At 62.2% G+C, this 16,531-nt stretch carries 15 protein-coding genes and 1 tRNA gene; 12 read left to right on the top strand and 4 right to left on the bottom strand.

Annotated elements, in window-relative coordinates:
* Window position 1: 1 nt before the first annotated feature.
* Window positions 2-721 carry a hypothetical protein gene (locus XALGPE39_RS07540; protein ID WP_045727648.1) on the top strand — a complete coding sequence of 240 codons (720 nt, stop codon included), beginning with the start codon at window positions 2-4 and terminating at the stop codon, window positions 719-721.
* Between the two features lie 88 nt (window positions 722-809).
* On the opposite strand, the gene XALGPE39_RS07535 is transcribed toward XALGPE39_RS07540, so the two are convergent.
* Complete coding sequence (locus tag XALGPE39_RS07535; RefSeq protein ID WP_045729052.1) at window positions 810-1,085, bottom strand: polyhydroxyalkanoic acid system family protein; 276 nt, start codon at window positions 1,083-1,085, stop codon at window positions 810-812.
* 124 nt (window positions 1,086-1,209) lie between these two features.
* On the opposite strand from XALGPE39_RS07535, the gene XALGPE39_RS07530 reads away from it, so the two are divergent.
* A complete protein-coding gene (locus tag XALGPE39_RS07530; protein WP_045727647.1) occupies window positions 1,210-2,007 on the top strand; it encodes an FHA domain-containing protein in 798 nt (265 codons plus the stop codon).
* Here XALGPE39_RS07530 and msrQ read toward each other — a convergent pair.
* Both msrQ and msrP read right to left on the bottom strand, forming a co-directional pair.
* Window positions 1,976-2,548, bottom strand: a complete 573-nt coding sequence (msrQ, locus tag XALGPE39_RS07525) for a protein-methionine-sulfoxide reductase heme-binding subunit MsrQ (RefSeq protein WP_045729051.1) — start codon at window positions 2,546-2,548, stop codon at window positions 1,976-1,978. The genes XALGPE39_RS07530 and msrQ overlap by 32 nt on opposite strands.
* Before the next feature lie 136 nt (window positions 2,549-2,684).
* Window positions 2,685-3,653 carry a protein-methionine-sulfoxide reductase catalytic subunit MsrP gene (gene msrP, locus XALGPE39_RS07520; protein WP_045727646.1) on the bottom strand — a complete coding sequence of 323 codons (969 nt, stop codon included), beginning with the start codon at window positions 3,651-3,653 and terminating at the stop codon, window positions 2,685-2,687.
* Between the two features lie 153 nt (window positions 3,654-3,806).
* Between msrP and serC the strand changes: the two genes are divergently transcribed.
* The 3 genes from serC (at window position 3,807) to aroA (ending at window position 7,545) form a co-directional block, all read left to right on the top strand.
* A complete protein-coding gene (serC, locus tag XALGPE39_RS07515; RefSeq protein ID WP_045727645.1) occupies window positions 3,807-4,892 on the top strand; it encodes a 3-phosphoserine/phosphohydroxythreonine transaminase in 1,086 nt (361 codons plus the stop codon).
* 78 nt (window positions 4,893-4,970) lie between these two features.
* Window positions 4,971-6,131, top strand: a complete 1,161-nt coding sequence (gene pheA, locus XALGPE39_RS07510; protein WP_045727644.1) for a prephenate dehydratase — start codon at window positions 4,971-4,973, stop codon at window positions 6,129-6,131.
* Between the two features lie 100 nt (window positions 6,132-6,231).
* Window positions 6,232-7,545 (top strand): 3-phosphoshikimate 1-carboxyvinyltransferase, encoded by a 1,314-nt coding sequence (gene aroA, locus XALGPE39_RS07505; protein WP_045727643.1) that lies wholly within the window; start codon window positions 6,232-6,234, stop codon window positions 7,543-7,545.
* Window positions 7,546-7,929: 384 nt separating this feature from the next.
* On the opposite strand, the gene XALGPE39_RS07500 is transcribed toward aroA, so the two are convergent.
* Window positions 7,930-8,589, bottom strand: coding sequence for an energy transducer TonB (locus XALGPE39_RS07500; RefSeq protein WP_045727642.1), 660 nt, complete (start codon window positions 8,587-8,589; stop codon window positions 7,930-7,932).
* A 130-nt stretch (window positions 8,590-8,719) separates the two neighbouring features.
* On the opposite strand from XALGPE39_RS07500, the gene serS reads away from it, so the two are divergent.
* From serS to XALGPE39_RS07465, 7 genes are all read left to right on the top strand, one after another.
* Window positions 8,720-10,000 carry a serine--tRNA ligase gene (gene serS / locus XALGPE39_RS07495; RefSeq protein WP_045729050.1) on the top strand — a complete coding sequence of 427 codons (1,281 nt, stop codon included), beginning with the start codon at window positions 8,720-8,722 and terminating at the stop codon, window positions 9,998-10,000.
* A gap of 213 nt (window positions 10,001-10,213) precedes the next feature.
* Window positions 10,214-11,149, top strand: coding sequence for a LysR family transcriptional regulator (locus tag XALGPE39_RS07490; protein ID WP_045727641.1), 936 nt, complete (start codon window positions 10,214-10,216; stop codon window positions 11,147-11,149).
* 245 nt (window positions 11,150-11,394) lie between these two features.
* A tRNA-Ser gene (locus tag XALGPE39_RS07485) sits at window positions 11,395-11,482 on the top strand.
* A gap of 184 nt (window positions 11,483-11,666) precedes the next feature.
* Window positions 11,667-12,626: a restriction endonuclease gene (locus XALGPE39_RS16430; RefSeq protein WP_045727640.1), complete on the top strand. Its 960-nt coding sequence runs from the start codon at window positions 11,667-11,669 to the stop codon at window positions 12,624-12,626.
* 22 nt (window positions 12,627-12,648) lie between these two features.
* Window positions 12,649-13,353: a TIR domain-containing protein gene (locus XALGPE39_RS16205; RefSeq protein ID WP_200893865.1), complete on the top strand. Its 705-nt coding sequence runs from the start codon at window positions 12,649-12,651 to the stop codon at window positions 13,351-13,353.
* 136 nt (window positions 13,354-13,489) lie between these two features.
* Window positions 13,490-14,776 (top strand): nucleotide sugar dehydrogenase, encoded by a 1,287-nt coding sequence (locus tag XALGPE39_RS07470; protein WP_045727639.1) that lies wholly within the window; start codon window positions 13,490-13,492, stop codon window positions 14,774-14,776.
* A 130-nt stretch (window positions 14,777-14,906) separates the two neighbouring features.
* The gene (locus XALGPE39_RS07465) at window positions 14,907-16,529 is read left to right on the top strand and encodes an FMN-binding glutamate synthase family protein (protein WP_045727638.1); all 1,623 of its coding nucleotides are present in this window, start codon (window positions 14,907-14,909) and stop codon (window positions 16,527-16,529) included.
* The last annotated feature ends 2 nt before the right edge of the window (window positions 16,530-16,531 follow it).

Below are 16,531 nucleotides of genomic sequence, written 5' to 3'. Positions count from 1 at the left end.
CATGGCGCGCAGCAATCCCGTCCTGGAACGACTCGGCCGCCGTTTGGCCTGGCATCAGGCGCTGCACGATCCGGCACGCGAGCCGCGTAACGCGCTGCCCTGGTTGCAGGCGCTACGGCGCTGGCAGTCGCAGCGGTTGGAGCGCAGTTTTGCGCACTTCCTGCACGATCCGCAGCGTCGTCCTGCGGCGATGTTCTTTCTTACCGACGTCTATGCTGACCGCGACTTCAGCCGTCGCGATGCCGATATCGTCAAAGTACTGCCGATGATGCAGCGGCTGATGCCCGCTGCGTTGCTGGACACGGTCGTCGATGGCATCGAGCTGGGCGCGTTGACGCACGCCCTGGACCTGCGCATGGCCGCCGTGCTGCATGCACTGGCGCCGCAGGAGCAGCGCCTTGAGGTGGATCTCTATGCCCAGGCGTACCGGCGGACGAGTTTGCCGCGCTTACGTCGGCGCCAAATCGAGCTGATCGCCGACGTCGGCCTGGGTCTGGCCTCGGCGGTACGGACCCCTGGCGTGCGCATGCTGCTGCGCTTCTCCCGCGGGCCGGCCAAGGCGGCAGGATTGTCGCAATTGCAGGGATTCCTGGAGCGGGGTTTCGATGCGTTCTCCAGCCTCGACGATGCGCAGGGCTTTATCAACGATATCGAAACTGCCGAACGCACCGCGTCGCAGCGGCTGTTCGCCGGTCACCCACAGCCGTTCGCGCCTGACTGACAGTGCCGTGCGCGCCTGCCGTCAAAGTCCGTCATCTCCACCGCAGCGATGACCGCAGGGGAGCGGGATAGGGGAGCGAGTGCGCTGTTCAGCTGAGTTTTTCGGAGAGAACCCGCTGGATCTCGCTTTCCACCATGCCTTTCATTGCCGATAGCAGGAAGCCCAGTTCGGCAGTCACATGCACCTGTTTTGGCAACAGCTCGATGCGCCCGTCCACCCCGGAGCGCGAGAACAGCAGCGCATCGCCTTCCCAACGCGATTCCAGATCGAAGCGTTCGGCCAGTTTCTTGGCGGCGGCGTCGATCGCCTTGCGCGCTTGCGCTGGGGTCTTGCCATGGTCGTGACGGATGTCGATGCTGGACATGCTGGCTCCTGCGCGGGCGAACGGCCCGCATAAACGATCCTGCATTGTGCGGATGTGCGCCGTATTGTCCAGGTGCCGCGCGCTTCTCTTCTGCGCACGCGTTCAACCTGCTAGGCTGCGCGCCGTGCCCGACCTGCAAGTCCATTTCAGCAACCGCCAACAACCCGACTGGCCCCTGTGCGCGGGCGTACATCGCATCGTGCGATTGGCTAGCGGTGAGGTGAGATTGGTCGAGGACAGCCAGGGAGCGCGGCTGCTGGCGCAGTTTCGCCTGGATTGGCGTGGTTTGTGGTTGCAGGTCGCTGAAGGCAGTCGTGGCATCCACGTGAACGGACGGCCGGTGCGGCGGATGGCGCTGCTGCGCGCTGGCGACGCGGTCTATGTCGACGGCGTGGAAATGATGGTGCAGGGCGAGTGTCAATCGCTGCAACGCCCGCCCGATCCCCGCGATACTACGGACGAGGATCCTTGCCTGGTCCTGCGTGGCCTCGGTGGCCAGCATCACGGACGCAGTTTCACCCTTGACCGGGTGCGCCATGTCGGCCGCCTGCGCGAGTGCGACATCCGCATCGATGACCCGGCCTTCGCCGAGCGCCATGCACGCCTGGAGCGACATGGCGAGGGAGTGCTATTGCGCGGTCTTGGCGACGCGCAGACCCAGGTCAATGGCATCGTGGTGCGCAACTGTTGGCTGCAAGCGGGCGATCAAGTGGTGTTCGACGCACAACACCGCTTCGTATTGGAAATGCCGCAGGCAAGCGGCGGCGAGCCGCAGATGCAGGTTCCTGCGCGTGCGACGCAGACTCCGGCGCAGACCGCGATCACGCGCCCAGCCACTGCGCGTCGGTGGCCGTGGCTGTTGCTCAGCGCGCTGCTGCTGGCCGCCGCGCTCAGCGGACTGCTGTGGTTCGGCGCGCGCTGAGCGCACGCCAAGCGCGCCAGCCCAGCAGCAAGGCCAGGATCGCCGCATACAGCAGCGGTTCGCGGATATCCGATTTCACCAGCCACCAAAAATGCAGTACGGCGAGTACGCCGATTACGTAGATGGCCTTGTGCAGCTTGCCCCAGTTGCGCTTGAGCCGGCGCATCCAACCCTGGGTGGAGGTGATCGCCAGCGGGATCAGCAGCAGCCAGGCGATGAAGCCGACCGTGATGTAGGGACGCTTGACGATCTCCTCGAAGATCTGCGCCCAGTAACCGCGCAGATCCAGTCCCAGATACGCGGCCAGATGCACGCAGGCGTAGAAGAACGCGTACAGCCCGAGCATGCGCCGGAAGCGCAGCAGCACGGCTTGCCCGGTCAGTTGCCGCAGCGGCGTGATGGCCAGAGTCAGCAACAACAACCGCAACGCCCAGATGCCGGTGCGGTGTTCGATGGCAGCCACCGGATCGGCCCCGAGTGCATCGCTGCCGGTTTGCCAGACCTGCCAGAACTGCCAACCCAGCCAGGCCATCGGCAGCATCGCCAATCCATGCACGAGCGTTTTGGCGGCAATCAGGCTGCCCGATGCCTGACGGCTCACGCCGCCATCTCGCGCTGCATTGCCGTTGCGTGCGTGGTTTTCCAGTCTTCCATCAGCCATCCACAATCGCGCACGCTCAGTACCATTTCTTCAGATCCATTCCAGCATAAAGCGCCGCGACCTGATCGGCATAGCCATTGAATGGGCGGGTTGGGATGCGTTCGGCGAACAGTTTGCTGGCCTTGCCGGCGATGCGACGTTCGGTCTTCTGGCTCCAGCGCGGGTGATCCACGGCGGGATTGACGTTGGAAAAAAAGCCGTATTCGGACGGTTGCAGTTCATGCCAGGCGGTCTCCGGCATGCGTTCGACAAAACGGATCTCGACGATTGACTTGATGCTCTTGAAACCGTATTTCCACGGTACCACCAGGCGTAGCGGCGCACCGTTCTGCTGCGGCAGTGGTTTGCCGTACAGGCCGGTGGCGAGCAGGGTGAGCGGGTGCATCGCCTCGTCGATACGCAAGCCTTCCTTGTACGGCCAGTCGATCGAGTGGTAGCGGATGCCCGGCATTTGCTGCGGATCGTCCAGGGTGGTGAAGGCGACGTACTTGGCCTTGGAGGTCGGCGCAAAGCGTTTGAGCACCTCGCCCAACGGCACCCCGAGCCATGGAATCACCATCGACCAGCCTTCGACGCAGCGCAGGCGGTAGATACGCTCCTCTGGCGTACTTCCCTTGAGCAGGTCGTTCAATGCAAGGGTGCCGGGTTTCTCGCATTCGCCGGAGACTTTGACCGACCAGGGCGAGGGGCGCAGGGTCTTGGCCGCTTTCGACGGATCGGTCTTGTCGGTGCCGAATTCGTAGAAGTTGTTGTAGCTGGTCACGTCCTCGTAGCGGGTGAGTTCTTCGTTGGTACGAAAGCCGCTGCGCGCTTGTTCCACGGTCACCACGGTTTTGGGTGGTGCCGGTGGCTCGGCGGAGGCGCAGCCGACCAGGCTCGACATCGGGCCCAGTGCCAACACTTGCAGCAGACGCCGCCGGTCGCGATAGACCGCCTCGTCGGTGATCTCACGACTGGGAATGTTGAGGGCATCGCGCAAGGACATGGCGGACTCCTGGCTGCAGGCGAGTGAGTGATGACAGTGACTTCAGCACAGATTACGCGTCCGCCAGGCCAATGGATGCATCTGCAACCTAAATTGCCAGGCCGCAAGCTGTTGCGCTGCGGCATACTAGGGGATCTTTCGGATAGGTGCCCCATGACCCGCGCGTTCAATTTCAGTGCCGGCCCCGCTGCCTTGCCGGAATCGGTCCTGCGTCAGGCGCAGGCGGAGATGTTGGAGTGGAATGGCGTGGGGGCTTCCCTCGTCGAACTGAGTCATCGCGGCCCTGAATTTATGGAGGTCGCCGCGCAGGCCGAGGCCGATCTACGGCAGTTGCTCGGCATTTCCGACGACTACGCCGTGCTGTTCCTGTCCGGTGGTGCCACCACCCAGCAGGCGTTGCTGGCGTTGAACTTCGCCGCGCCCGGGCAGACCGTGGACTACGTGGTCACCGGGCACTGGAGCAAGACGGCGATCAAGCAGGTCACGCCTTACGTCAATGTGCATGTGGCTGCCAGCAGCGAGGCCGGCGGTTTTTGCGATATTCCCGCGCGCAGTGCTTGGCAGCTCAGCGACGATGCCGCTTATGTCCACATCACCGCCAACGAAACCATTCATGGCGTGGAGTTTCGTCAGACGCCGGACGTTGGAGCGGTGCCGCTGTTCGCCGATTTCAGTTCCAGTATCGCCGCCGAGCCGATCGACGTCTCCAAGTACGCGCTGCTGTATGCCGGTGCGCAGAAAAATCTTGGCCCGGTGGGCGTGGCGGTGGTGATCGTCCGTCGCGATCTGTTGCAGCGCGCAGGCCAGCCGCGAGCGGACATCTTCGACTACCGCTCGCACGTGGCGCGCGATTCGATGCTCAACACGCCGCCAACCTGGAACTGGTATCTGGCCGGGCTGGTGTTCAAGTGGATGCTGGCCGAGGGCGGGGTGGAAGAATTCGCGCGCCGCAACCGCGCCAAGTCGGCGCTGGTGTATGCGGCGATTGATGCCTCCGGCGGCTTCTACCGCAACCAGGTGGTGCCTGAGGCGCGTTCGCGGATGAATATCCCGTTCTTCCTGCCCGACGACACGCTCACCGCGCGTTTCGTCGCCGAGTCCAAGGCGGCCGGGCTCCTGGCGCTGAAGGGGCATAAGGCGGTCGGTGGTATTCGCGCCTCGTTGTACAACGCCATGCCACTGGCCGGAGCGCAGGCATTGGTCGATTTCATGCGCGATTTTCAGCAACGCAACGGTTGAGTCGTCACTGTAGAAGCGGCGTCAGCCGCGACCGGATGGCCTTGTCGGCATATCCGGAACATCGAGGAATCATGAGTCATGGCCGCAACGCCTAAAAAATCCCCTTCCGCTGGTAATAAAGCGTCCAAGCCGACCTCCGGCACCGTCGCCAAGTCCAACGCCCCCGCGCTGGCTGACGTGCGTGCCAAGATCGACGAGATCGACCGCAACATCCAGGCCTTGATCGCCGAGCGCGCGCAGTTCGCACGCCAGGTCGGCTTGGCCAAGGGCAAGCTTGCCGCGGCGGTGGATTACTACCGTCCCGAGCGCGAAGCGCAAGTGTTGCGGATGGTGGTGGACCGTAATCAGGGCCCGCTCAGCGATGAAGTGCTGGTCCACGTGTTCCGCGAGATCATGTCGGCGTGTCTGGCCCAGCAGGAGCCGCTCAAGATCGGCTACCTCGGCCCGGAAGGCACCTTCAGCCAGCAGGCGGTGCTCAAGCATTTCGGCCGCTCGGCGGTGGGTTTGCCGATGGCGTCGATTGAGGAGGTGTTCCAGGAAGTGGAGAACGGCAATGCCGATTTCGGCGTTGTGCCGGTGGAAAACTCAGGGCAGGGCACCATCCAGGTCACTCTGGACATGTTCATCACCTCCAAGCTGAAGATTTGCGGCGAGACCGAGTTGCGTGTGCATCAGTTCCTGCTCTCGCGCAGCGGGCGGCTGGATGCAATCGAGCGCATCTACGCGCATCCGCAGGCCTTCGCGCAGACCGCAGGCTGGCTGCGTGCGCAACTGCCCAAGGTTGAGAAGATCCCCGTCTCCAGCAATGCCGAGGGCGCGCGACGCGCGCGCAATGCCGACGATGCGGCCGCGATTGGCGGCGAGAGCGCGGCGCAGGTGTACGCGCTGAAGAAGGTCGTCACCAAATCGATTGAGGACGATGCCGACAACACCACGCGTTTTCTGGTGATCGGGCGCAAGATTTTTCCGCCGTCCGGGCATGATCGCAGCTCGGTGCTGGTGTTCATTCACGACAAGCCTGGCGCTTTGTTCGATGTGCTCAGCCCATTCGCGCGCCATGGCATCAGCATGAATCGGATCGAGTCGCGTCCATCGCATCAGGGCAAGTGGGAGTACGGGTTCTTCATCGACCTGGCCGGACATGTGGAGGACGAGGCGATGAAGCAGGCGTTGGCCGAATTGAAGGCGCACTCGGCGCAGATCAAGGTGTTGGGGTCGTATCCGGTGTCGGTACCTTGATCGTGTTGTCCATGCCCGCAGTGCGCTGCCGGCAGTCACAGCGGCAATCGCCTTGATGTGGCAGTGGCCCTTCGGGGTTTGGTGAAGAATTTCAGGAACGATGATGAGCAACGAGCAAAGCTGGATCGCAACGAAAGGGACGGCGCTGCAGGGCACGTTGACGGTGCCGGGCGACAAATCGGTATCGCACCGGGCGGTGATGTTCGCGGCGCTGGCCGATGGTGTGTCGCGGATCGATGGCTTTCTCGAAGGCGAGGATACCCGCTCGACTGCGGCGATCTTCGCCAAACTCGGGGTGCGGATCGAAACACCGTCGCCATCGCAGCGCCTCGTGCATGGTGTTGGCGTCGATGGGCTGCGGGCACCGCAGGGCGAATTGGATTGTGGCAATGCCGGCACCGGCATGCGTCTGCTCGCGGGCCTGCTCGCGGCACAGCCCTTCGACAGCGTGTTGGTCGGCGATGCGTCGTTGTCCAAGCGGCCGATGCGTCGGGTGACCGAGCCGCTGGCGTCGATGGGGGCGCGGATCGACACCCAGGCCAATGGCGTGCCGCCGCTGCATATCCATGGTGGTCAGGCCTTGCACGGGATCGATTTCGTCTCGCCGGTGGCCAGCGCGCAGGTCAAGTCCGCTGTGCTGTTGGCGGGTCTGTATGCCGAAGGTGTCACCTCGGTGCAGGAGCCGAATCCCACCCGTGACTACACCGAGCGCATGTTGTCCGCGTTCGGAGTGGAGATTGCGTTCGCGCCTGGGCAGGCGCGCTTGCGCGGCGGCCAGCGCCTGCGCGCCACCGATATCGCGGTCCCGGCGGATTTCTCTTCTGCCGCGTTCTTTATCGTCGCGGCCAGCATCATTCCAGGCTCGGACATCACCTTGAAGGCGGTCGGACTCAATCCGCGTCGCACCGGGTTGCTTGCGGCGCTCAGGCTGATGGGCGCGGACATCGTCGAGCACAACCACAGCGAGCATGGTGGCGAGCCGGTGGCCGATCTGCGCGTGCGCCATGCCTCGCTGCGCGGTGCAAAGATCCCGGAAACGGTGGTGCCGGACATGATCGACGAGTTCCCAGCGCTGTTTATCGCTGCCGCTGCGGCGCAGGGGCAGACCGTGGTCAGTGGCGCTGCCGAATTACGAGTGAAGGAGTCGGATCGGTTGGCGGCGATGGCCACCGGTCTGCGCACGCTCGGCATCGTTGTCGATGAGACGCCGGATGGTGCCACCATCCACGGCGGCACCTTGGGCGCGGGCAGGATCGAAAGTCATGGCGATCACCGCATCGCGATGGCCTTCGCCATCGCGGGGCAGTTGGCACAGGGTGAAGTGAGGATTGAAGAGGTTGCCAATGTGGCGACGTCGTTCCCCGGCTTCGACGCCTTGGCGCGTCATGCGGGTTTCGCTTTGCGCGAAGCCTGATAGCGGAGTAGGAGCAGGGGGGCGTCTAGCGCGCCACCCCAGGGTATCAGCCTGCGCCCTTTGGGCGTGGCGGGTCGTTGGCCGGTGTCGCTGATGACGTGTGTGGGCTGCCGATGCCCGAGTCCTGATCGAACGCTAGCCACCACCCGCACGCCGCCAATGCCAGCGCGATCACGATCATCCATGCCCATGGAGAACCTTGGTCGGCACCTACCGGTGGCGCAGGGGCCTGTCGCCAACTATTGGGATGCGGTGTCGTCTTGTAGTGACTCGACATGACGGCACTCCTGCACCGTGAGAGGACGCCGGTAGTGTTGCCGAAGATCCTCGCGCACCGTGTCACTTGCATGTGAACACGGTGGGTGTGTCAGGGCTTGGATTCAGCTATGGCCCCGGCTTGAAGTCGATTGGGATCTCGATGCTGGCCGGCACCGGCCGGCCGGCCTGTTGCGCGGGACGGAAGCGCCAGCGGCGCACGCTGTCCATCGCCGCGCGGTCCAGATCGCGCGAGCCGCTGCGCTTGATCAGGGCTACGCCGGTGGGTATCCCGCTGTTGTCCACGTCGACGCGGACCAACACCGTACCGGCCTCGCCACGCCGCAACGCCTCTACCGGATAGCGTGGCGGCGGCATCTGACCTTCGATCGGGACCGGCCGGTCGCTGGTCGCCGATCCAGTGGCATGGGAAGCAACGTTGGTCGCGGTGCTGGCTGTCGCTGCGCTTGAGGTGCGCGCAGGTGGTGGGGCGGGGGTGGTTTCGACCAGCTTCGGCGTCTCTTGGGACGGTGCCGGTTTGGCCTGCGGCATCTCGCTGGCGGCGTCATTGCTGGCGGGTAGCGGTTCCGGTAGCGGTTTGATCGCTGCTGTTTCCTGCGGCACCTGTGTTGTCTGTGGCTGATGGGAATCGTCGTCTTTGCGTCCGCCCAGCCAGACCGCCCAGAACAACAGCAGGCCGGCGGCGAAGGCGCTGCCGGTGATCGCGAGCAGGCGCCACGGTAAATGCAATACGCGGGCGGAGCGGGAGGACGGGGGCGGGGTGGGCATGGGATTCACCGTGGATAGCGCATCGATTCTGGCATGGCGCTGGTGAATCGCACACTGCGTTGCCAAGCGTCGGCAAAGCTACCTCAGACAGGCGATAATGGCGTATTCGTTGCCACTGCCTGCCGCATCCATGCTCGATCCTGCTTTGCTTCGCCAACAGCCCGCCGTCCTTGCCGAGCAGCTGCGCAGCCGCCGTGGCTATGCCCTGGATGTGGTCGCTCTGGAGGCTTTGGAGGCCGACCGCAAGCGCATCCAGGTGCGTACCCAGGAATTGCAGAGCCTGCGCAATAGTCGTTCCAAGGCGATTGGCCAAGCCAAGGCAAAGGGCGAGGACGTGACTGCACTGATGGCCGAGGTAGCTGGATTCGGCGACGAACTGAAGGCCTCCGAGCAGCGTCTGGACGAGATCCGCGCCCAGTTGGAGACGTTGGCGCTGGAGATTCCCAATCTACCCCATGCCGACGTGCCGACCGGAAAGGACGAGGCCGACAACGTCGAAGTGCAGCGTTGGGGCACGCCGCGCACGTTCGATTTCGAGGTCAAGGATCACGTCGAGCTGGGGATGCAACACGGCTGGCTGGACGGCGAATCCGCCGCCAAGCTGTCGGGGGCGCGCTTCACCGTGTTGCGTGGCCCGATCGCGCGGCTGCATCGCGCCTTGGCGCAGTTCATGCTCGATCTGCATACCGGCCCGCATGATTATCAAGAAACCAACGTGCCGGTGATCGTCAACGCCGACAGCCTGTACGGCACCGGTCAGCTCCCCAAGTTCGAGGAAGACATGTTCGCCACCGCACTGGGCGAACAGAAACGCTACTTGATCTCCACTTCCGAGATCTCGCTGACCAATCTGGTCCGCGACGAGATCGTCGAAGCCGAGCGGCTGCCGTTGCGCATGACCGCGCATTCTTTGTGCTTCCGCTCCGAAGCCGGTAGCGGTGGCCGCGATACCCGCGGCATGATCCGCCAGCATCAGTTCGAGAAGGTGGAATTGGTCAGCGTATGCCGCCCCGAAGAGAGCACCGCCGAACACGAGCGCATGACCCGTTGTGCCGAAGTGGTGCTGGAGACGCTCGGCTTGCCGTATCGCAAGATGCTGCTGTGTAGCGGCGACATGGGGTTTTCGGCGAGCAAAACCTACGACCTGGAAGTCTGGCTACCCTCGCAGCAGACCTATCGCGAGATTTCCTCCTGCTCCAATTGCGGCGATTTCCAGGCGCGGCGCATGCAGGCGCGTTGGCGCAATCCCGCCACCGGCAAGCCCGAGCTGCTGCACACGCTCAACGGCTCCGGTACCGCCGTTGGTCGCGCGATGATCGCGGTGATGGAGAACTATCAAAACGCCGATGGCTCGATCAGTGTGCCCCAGGCATTGCAGCCCTATATGGGGGGTGTCGAACGTATCGGTTGAGAGCGGCTAACAAAACGCCTGAGTCCTTGCCGGACGACGGACACGGACTGCGCTGGTTGCGCTCGTCCGTCTACAGTTCGTTCGGCGATATGCATGGCATTGGAGCATGATAGGGCATCGTAACGAATGCGATCGCTCTATACAGCGGATGTCGTTGTAAGATAAGAGTCGATTGGATCCGATTGTCCCCATCGTTCTGAAGATCGAAAAAACATGCACGACCTCAACGACCTGTACTACTTCGCGATGGTGGTCGATCACGGTGGCTTCGCCGCTGCCGAGCGTGCGCTGGGGATTCCCAAGTCGCGCCTGAGCCGTCGCATCAGCCAGTTGGAAAGCGACCTCGGCGTACGTCTACTGCAGCGTTCCACGCGCCGCTTCGCCGTTACCGATCTGGGGATGAACGTGCACCGCCATGCGCAGATGATGCTGGCCGAAGCCCAGGCTGCACGCGAAGTGGTGGACCGACTGAGTATCGAGCCGCGTGGTTTGGTCCGGGTCAGCGTGCCGGTATCGCTGGCGCAGATGCAACTACCTAAATTGTTGCCGATGTTCCTGGATCAATATCCCAAGGTGCGGTTGCAGTTGAACATCAGCAACCGTCGCGTGGACATCATCAACGAAGGCTACGACGTCGCTTTACGTGTGCGTTCGCGCCTGGACGACGATGGCAGTCTGGTGATGCGCAGCTTCGGTCACGTGCAGGAATTGCTGGTGGCTAGCCCCAAATATCTTGACCGCGCCGGGCGTCCGAAAGAGCCGGAAGAGTTGACCTCGCACGTGACCCTGAGCATCAGCGAGGACGAGGTGCGGCAGCATTGGGAACTGCATGGCCCTGCAGGCGAAGTACGTCGCGTCGATTTGCAGCCGCGCGTGGCTGGGTTCGACTTCCCGCTGCTGCAATCGATGGTCAAGGATGGCTTCGGTGTCACCTTGCTGCCCGAGACGGTCTGTGCGGAGGCGGTGCGCAACGGCGAACTGGAAGTGGTATTGCCGAAATGGTCCTTGCCGCAGGGCATCTGCCATGCGGTGTTCGCCTCGCGCCGTGGCTTGTTGCCGGCCGTGCGGGTGTTCATTGACTTCCTCGCCGAACACCTGCCAGGGCAGCTCGAAGCCTCGCGCTTGCACTGTGGTGGTGACAGTCGATAGCGGATCAGTTCGATGTCGGCCGATGTCGGCGAGCAAAACAGGCGCTGGCGTGCGAAAATGTACGGCGGTGTCGGCAGGCAGCAGCATGTAGAATGTCTGCCTTGGCACAGCTAGAAGTCATGTGCACGTCGATATGGTCGACATGGCGTGCGCACATGCCGCTGAGTTTTTACGGCGGTATGCAGTGGTTCGCAATCGGAGAGATGGCCGAGCGGTTTAAGGCACCGGTCTTGAAAACAGTTGTAGGAAGCGTGGCAGAGTGGTCGATTGCACCGGTCTTGAAAACCGGCAACGGGCAACCGTTCGTGAGTTCGAATCTCACCGCTTCCGCCAATTAAGACAATAGCTTGGCGGGGTTCTGCGTGTTGCCCAGTAAGTAAAAATAAGCCTCGCAACTGACCACGGCAGGGCTTGAATCGGCGGCCCTCAGCACGATGACCAAAGCGGCTCGTTTAGCTTGTCGTGTGTTTAACAATTCCTGCAAGGGACCGTAAGGCTATAGAGAGTGCATCCCTAGATGGCAGAACAGTTCCACTACCCACCCGAGGTGCTGAACCTGCTTGTGGATACGATCCCGCTGCTCTGTCGTAGCAAGAAGGATGTCGTACTGTTCATGCAAGGCGCTGGCGTTGACCCAAGCGATCTAGCAGACTTGTCGCGCACCGTCCGCACGGCTCCTGAGTCCATCAACAAGTACGAAATCACCCGCACCGTTTTGGCAAAGGTCAATACTAGGGGGGATAGCGGGTTGCGCCCGCGCCGCGAGATCATCAAGCGGGTTGTCGAGTTCGAGGACTACTCCACATGCTGGCCGAATGACCAACTCAAGGCTAAAGGCTTGGTTGCGAGCCTGCGGGATGTAGTCAACGTCAAGGACTCTTTCACACGTATGAAGCAGGAACGGGATGCCGAGCGCGAGCAGGTGCTAGCACGTCAGCGTGCGGAGCAAGCCGCCGCCATTGCCAAGCGTGCTGCCATTGAAGACGTTAGCCGACGCCTCTTTGCCCTATTCAGCATGGACGACAGGCCCCAAGAGCGAGGCAAGCTGCTTGAGGCTGTGTTGAGCGATTTGTTCAAGGCTTACGGCATTTATGTTCTTGAGAATTTCCGTCGCAAAGACCCAGACACCGGCACGGTCCTTGAACAGATTGATGGGGTAATTGAACTGGATGGAGCGATCCATCTTGTCGAAATGAAGTGGCTGAACGCGCCGGTGGGCATGGGTGAGTTTTCACCACACCTGAGCCGCTTGTTCATGCGTGCGAATGCACAAGGCATCTTCATTGCGACGAACGGCTACACAGAGTCAGTTTTGACCGAATGCAAAAGCGCCCTGAACCAAAAGACCATGTTCCTTTGTTCATTGCAGGAGTTCGTGATGCTGCTTCAGAGGCAAGGTGATTTGGTTGTACTGCTGAAGAAGAAGTCACAAGCTGCCATCATCGACAAAAATCCCTACCTCGAGGTTCTCGCCTAATAACTGACAACACGGAGCGCCCATGACATTAGATGAAATCAAAGCTTGCCTCCAAGCAGGTACCTTCCAAGTTGCAAATGAGACAGCTTTGTCCAATGGTTCGGGCACTCAACTGCGCTTACAAAACGGTGCAATCGTTAACAGTTACCACACCGGCAATTTCAACGTCCAAGGCAAGAACCAACAGGCTGTGAAAGAGTGTCTTGGTGTGACGGTCGCTCAAAAAGCCGCCGCCACGCCGCAAAACGGTGCCGCCCCAGCCAAGCCGATGCTCAGCAAGGTGTTCGTCGTTTATGGGCACGACACGGTGGCACGTACCGAACTTGAAGCAATGTTGCGCCGATGGAGGCTTGAACCTTTGATCTTGGATCAACTCCCGTCAGAAGGTCAGACCATCATAGAGAAGCTGGAGAAGTACACGGCAGAGGTGAAATTCGCCGTAGTGCTCGCCACACCTGATGACGAGGGATACCGCGTTGGCCACGAAGATGAAAAAGCATTCCGTGCGCGGCAAAACGTCGTCATGGAATTGGGCGTGGTGCTTACGCTACTTGGGCGCAAGAACGTTGCCATCCTTATGAAGCAGCAGGAAAACATGGAGCGCCCGTCTGACATTCAAGGTTTGCTCTACATCCCGTTCAAGGACAATTTGCAGAAAGATGCAGGGCCACTGCTGGCAAAAGAGATGGCGGCACAGGGCTACCCCATATCGCTGGCGAACCTGTAGCCGTCGCTATGGCCCATGGCTTGGTACGCGCCACGGTCGGGCTTACCATGGACATCTTCTGCGGACTGCGGAAGCTCGCACCCCTCGCCACCCGCGCCAGCGGCACGCTGCCGCAGATGCCCAGCAAAGGAACGGCATGCCTGTCGAAACTCTGTTCGATCCGTCCCCGCGCATTGCCGTCATCGGCCTCGGATATGTCGGCCTGCCGCTGGCGGTGGCGTTCGGTGCGCGCTACGACACCCTTGGCTACGACATCGATGCACGACGCGTGGCACAACTGCGTGCTGGGTACGATCAGACCCTGGAGATGCAGGCCGAGGAGTTGCGCGCTGGCGTACAGTTGCACTACAGCGATGATGTGGCCGCGTTGCGCGACCGCACGGTCTACATCGTCACCGTGCCGACCCCGATCGATGCACATGAGCAGCCGGACTTGCAGCCGCTGCGCCAGGCCAGCCAATTGTTGGCCGGCGTACTCAAGCACGGCGATCTGGTGATCTACGAGTCAACGGTGTACCCGGGCACGACCGAGGAAGTGTGTGTGCCGCTGCTGGAGCAGGGCTCGGGCTTGCGCTGCAACGTCGATTTTCACTGCGGCTACAGCCCGGAGCGGGTCAGTCCCGGTGATCGTCAGCGGCGCCTCACCGATATCCGCAAGATCACCTCCGGCTCCAATGCCGCCGCCGCCGCTGCGGTCGATGCACTGTATGCGCAGATCATCACGGCAGGCACTTGGCGTGCGCCTTCGATCCGCGTGGCCGAGGCGGCCAAGGTGGTGGAAAATATCCAGCGCGACGTCAATATCGCGCTGGTCAACGAATTGGCGTTGATCTTCGATCGGCTGGAGATTGATACGCAGGATGTGCTGGAGGCTGCGGGGACCAAGTGGAACTTCCTGCCGTTCCGGCCCGGTCTGGTCGGTGGTCATTGCATTGGTGTGGACCCGTATTACTTGCTGCACAAGTCCGAAAGCGTCGGTTATCACCCGGATCTGATTCATACTGCGCGCAAGGTCAATAACCGGGTCGGTGCGCATGTCGCCGCGCGGGTGCAGGCGTTGCTGGCCGGCAAGGGTGTGCCGATGGTGGCGGCCCATGTCCTGGTGCTCGGCGTTACCTTCAAAGAAAACTGCCCGGACTTGCGCAACAGTCGAGCGCTGGAGTTGGTCCAGGCGCTGGCTGCCACCGGGGCCCGCGTGGACGCTTGCGATCCGTGGGCCGATCCGCAGGCCGCGCGTGCGCATGGCGTCGACCTGCTGCCCGAGCCGGTCCCGGGTCGTTACGATGCCGTGGTGCTGGCGGTGGCGCACGACGCTTATCGTCGCTTCGCTGCCGCGCAGATTCGTGCGCTGGGTAACTCGGATCTGGTGGTCTACGACGTCAAGTCGGTATGGCCGCGCGAGGCGGTGGACGACCGTTTGTAGCCGCGTCGTCCTTGTGCAGGTGGTTTGTTGACGCGGTACGCGGGTGGAGCGGGGTAGTCACGTTCCGACGTCATTGCCCACCGTCAGGGCCTACACTCGCCGCTGGCTTTCGACTCCCGCAAGGAACGTCATGCGTCGTTACCTAGCTTATATCGCCAGTTGTCTGTTGCTGGCGTTGTCTATCGCGCTGTGCACGATCTGGCCGCTGTGGGGTCTGGGCGTGGTCGCATTCACTGTGCTTTCCGTACTTGGCACGGTGGATTTATTGCAGACGCGCAGTACGTTGCGGCGTAACTACCCGATCCTGGCGCATTTCCGCTATGGCTTGGAATCGGTTGGTCCGGAGGTGCGTCAATACTTCATGCAGAGCGATATCGAAGAGGCACCGTTCTCGCGTCAACAGCGTGCCTTGGTCTACGAGCGTGCCAAGAACGTCATGGATGTTGTGCCGTTCGGCACTCAGCGTAGTGCTTATGCAGCCGATTACGAGTGGATCAACCACTCATTGGCCACCGCCGAGATTGCCGATCATGACTTCCGCCTCACCGTGGGTGCCGATTGCGCGCAGCCATACTCGGCCAGCGTATTCAATATTTCGGCGATGAGTTTCGGTGCGCTGTCGGCCAACGCCATCCGCGCACTCAACCGCGGCGCGCGCCAGGGCGGCTTCTATCACGATACCGGGGAAGGCTCGATTTCGCCCTATCACCGTGAAGGTGGTGGCGACTTGGTATGGGAAATCGGCTCGGGTTATTTCGGTTGCCGCGATGCAAACGGGCACTTCGACGAGTCGCGGTTCGTCGCCAGCGCCACCTTGGCGCAGGTCAAGATGATCGAGATCAAGCTCTCGCAGGGGGCCAAACCTGGTCATGGCGGTGTACTGCCGGCGGCCAAGGTCAGCGTCGAGATCGCGGCCACGCGTGGAGTGGCGCTGGGTCAGGATTGCGTCTCGCCGTCCCGACATACGGCATTCTCCACGCCGTTGGAGCTGCTGCAGTTCGTCGCCAGGCTGCGCACGCTGTCTGGCGGCAAGCCGACGGGGTTCAAATTGGCCATCGGTCATCCCTGGGAGTGGTTCGCCATCGCCAAGGCGATGCAGGAGAGCCGGATGTACCCGGACTTCATCGTCGTCGATGGGGCCGAGGGCGGCACCGGCGCGGCGCCAGCGGAGTTCATCGACCATGTCGGCGTGCCGATGCAGGAGGCCCTGCTGTTGGTGCACAACACCCTGGTCGGACTGGACATCCGTGAGCGGGTCAAGCTTGGCGCGGCTGGCAAGATCACCAGTGCCTTCGACATCGCGCGGACCCTGGCGCTGGGGGCGGACTGGTGCAATGCCGCGCGCGGCTTCATGTTCGCGTTGGGCTGCATTCAGTCTTTGAGCTGCCATAACGACCGTTGCCCGACCGGCATCGCCACCCAGGACCGCCGCCGCTGGCAGCACCTGGATCCGACCGACAAGGCCAACCGGGTCGCGCACTATCACGCCAATACGCTCAAGGCATTGGCCGAGTTGCTCAGTGCCGCTGGCTTGCAACACCCAGCACAGCTTGCGCCTGAACACATTATGCGTCGGATTTCGCATGTGGAGATCCGCTCGCTGGCGTCGCTCTATTCTTATCTTGAGCCGGGCGAACTGTTGCGGACGCTCCCCGACCATGCTGTGTTCCGGGATTACTGGACCGATGCGCGCAGCGATTCGTTTCAGCCGCCGGCACGGATTCGTCGCCAATCCGCCAGCAAAGCACGCTGAAT

The organism is Xanthomonas sp. GPE 39, assembly GCF_000963005.1.
Classification (GTDB): Bacteria; Pseudomonadota; Gammaproteobacteria; order Xanthomonadales; family Xanthomonadaceae; genus Xanthomonas_A.
Note: the sequence above shows the minus strand (reverse complement) of the source record. Positions and strands in the feature narration are given on the sequence as shown.

Excerpts from the sequence above, each read along its gene's own strand:
- serS (WP_045729050.1), top strand. The coding sequence starts at position 8,720 with ATGCTCGATCCTGCTTTGCTTCGCCAACAGCCCGCCGTCCTTGCCGAG.
- XALGPE39_RS07540 (WP_045727648.1), top strand. The coding sequence starts at position 2 with ATGGCGCGCAGCAATCCCGTCCTGGAACGACTCGGCCGCCGTTTGGCC.
- XALGPE39_RS07535 (WP_045729052.1), bottom strand. The coding sequence starts at position 1,085 with ATGTCCAGCATCGACATCCGTCACGACCATGGCAAGACCCCAGCGCAA.
- msrP (WP_045727646.1), bottom strand. The coding sequence starts at position 3,653 with ATGTCCTTGCGCGATGCCCTCAACATTCCCAGTCGTGAGATCACCGAC.
- XALGPE39_RS07465 (WP_045727638.1), top strand. The coding sequence starts at position 14,907 with ATGCGTCGTTACCTAGCTTATATCGCCAGTTGTCTGTTGCTGGCGTTG.
- msrQ (WP_045729051.1), bottom strand. The coding sequence starts at position 2,548 with ATGCTGCCGATGGCCTGGCTGGGTTGGCAGTTCTGGCAGGTCTGGCAA.
- pheA (WP_045727644.1), top strand. The coding sequence starts at position 4,971 with ATGGCCGCAACGCCTAAAAAATCCCCTTCCGCTGGTAATAAAGCGTCC.
- aroA (WP_045727643.1), top strand. The coding sequence starts at position 6,232 with ATGATGAGCAACGAGCAAAGCTGGATCGCAACGAAAGGGACGGCGCTG.
- XALGPE39_RS07490 (WP_045727641.1), top strand. The coding sequence starts at position 10,214 with ATGCACGACCTCAACGACCTGTACTACTTCGCGATGGTGGTCGATCAC.
- XALGPE39_RS07470 (WP_045727639.1), top strand. The coding sequence starts at position 13,490 with ATGCCTGTCGAAACTCTGTTCGATCCGTCCCCGCGCATTGCCGTCATC.
- XALGPE39_RS16430 (WP_045727640.1), top strand. The coding sequence starts at position 11,667 with ATGGCAGAACAGTTCCACTACCCACCCGAGGTGCTGAACCTGCTTGTG.
- XALGPE39_RS16205 (WP_200893865.1), top strand. The coding sequence starts at position 12,649 with ATGACATTAGATGAAATCAAAGCTTGCCTCCAAGCAGGTACCTTCCAA.
- serC (WP_045727645.1), top strand. The coding sequence starts at position 3,807 with ATGACCCGCGCGTTCAATTTCAGTGCCGGCCCCGCTGCCTTGCCGGAA.
- XALGPE39_RS07500 (WP_045727642.1), bottom strand. The coding sequence starts at position 8,589 with ATGCCCACCCCGCCCCCGTCCTCCCGCTCCGCCCGCGTATTGCATTTA.